The organism is Roseateles sp. P5_E11 (assembly GCF_054049355.1).
Genome location: NZ_JBFUMO010000926.1, coordinates 1 through 1,547, shown reverse-complemented (window position 1 = coordinate 1,547; position 1,547 = coordinate 1). Strand labels below are relative to the sequence as shown.

Sequence of the window (1,547 nt, the reverse complement as noted above, 5' to 3'; positions counted from 1 at the left end):
GCTTTTCGGCGGGTGCCGCCGTCTCCTTGGTGGCACCCGCGGCAGGTGCGGGTGCGCCCAGCCACAGCGCTTGCAGCTCGGCCTCGGGCAGCTGCCCCTGGCGGGCGAGTTCGCCGAGCAGCTGGCGGCGCAACAGACCTTCCGGCAGCAGGGCCCAGAGGGGCTTGGCCTGGTTCAACATGCGGGCGCGGCCTTCGGGTGTGCCGAGGTCGCAGCCCTCGGCGGCGACCGTGATGAGCTGGCGCGACAGCGGCACGGCACTCTCGATGCAGCGTTCGAAAGCCTCCGCGCCCAGCTCGCGGACATAGGAGTCCGGGTCGTGCTCGGTGGGCAGGAACAGGAATTTGACGGCGTGGGTTTCGGTCGCGTGGGGCAGGGCGGCTTCAAGCGCCCGGCCGGCAGCGCGGCGGCCAGCGGCGTCGCCGTCAAAGCTGAAAACGACCATGTCCGTATGCCGGAAGAGCTTGTGCACATGCTCGGCCGTGCAAGCCGTGCCCAGCGTTGCAACGGCATTGCCGATGCCGTATTGAGCGAGGGCGACGACATCCATATAGCCTTCCACGACCAGGGCATGGCCGCGCTGGCGCATTGCCTGGCGGCCTTCGTAGAGGCCGTAGAGTTCGCGGCCCTTGATGAAGACGGGCGTCTCGGGCGAGTTCAGGTATTTGGGCTCGCCCTTGTCCAGCACACGGCCGCCGAAGCCGATGACCTCGCCTTGCACGTTGCGGATGGGAAACATGATGCGGTCGCGGAAGCGGTCGTAGCGCTTGGCATCCTCGCCGGGCTCGACGTCGGGCGAAATCACCAGGCCGGATTCGACGAGTTGCGGATCGTCGTATGAGGGGAAGCCGCTGGCCAGCGAACGCCAGCCTTCGGGCGCATAGCCAAGGCCGAAGCGGGCTGCGATCTGGCCGGTCAGGCCGCGGCCCTTCAGGTACTGGACGGCCCGGGGCGCCTGGCGCAGCTGGGCCTTGTAGAACTCCGCCGCGCGGGCCAGCACATCGGTCAGGCTCTGCTGCCTGGCTTTGTCGGCTTTGGCGCGCTCGCGCTGTTCGGGGCTGCGTTCGTCCTGCGGCACCTGCATGCCGACCTGCTGGGCCAGGTCCTCCACCGCTTCGACAAAGGTCGCAGCGGTGTGTTCCATCAGGAAGCCGATGGCATTGCCGTGCACGCCGCAGCCGAAGCAGTGGTAGGTCTGGCGGCTCGGGCTGACGATGAAGCTCGGCGACTTTTCCCCATGGAAGGGGCACAGACCCTTGTGGTTGATGCCCGCCTTTTTGAGCTCGACATGGCGACCCACCACGTCGACGATGTCGACGCGGGAGAGCAGGTCCTGAATAAAGCCGGGCGGGATCACCCGTGGATTTTAGAGATTGGCCTGGGACGGGCTGCGCAACTGCGCAATCCAGTCGCTGTTGGCAAAGGCTTGCATCCAGCCCGGCAGGGCCGGCCCGGGCATGGCCGCCGCGATGCCGTTGCCCTGGCCGAGGCGGCAGCCCAGGCGCAACAGCTCGCGCGCATGGGCGCGGCTCTCGACACCCTTGGCC

Annotated in this window: 2 protein-coding genes; both read right to left on the bottom strand. The window is 67.9% G+C overall.

The genetic code is table 11. The features are described 5' to 3' along the window. A partial coding sequence (gene dnaG / locus ACXJKR_RS32150; protein ID WP_457326310.1) for a DNA primase occupies positions 1-1,357 on the bottom strand: 1,357 nt, incomplete at its 3' end. Between the two features lie 9 nt (positions 1,358-1,366). Beyond that, positions 1,367-1,547 (bottom strand): hypothetical protein (locus tag ACXJKR_RS32145; protein WP_457326309.1); only part of this gene is annotated, 181 nt, incomplete at its 5' end.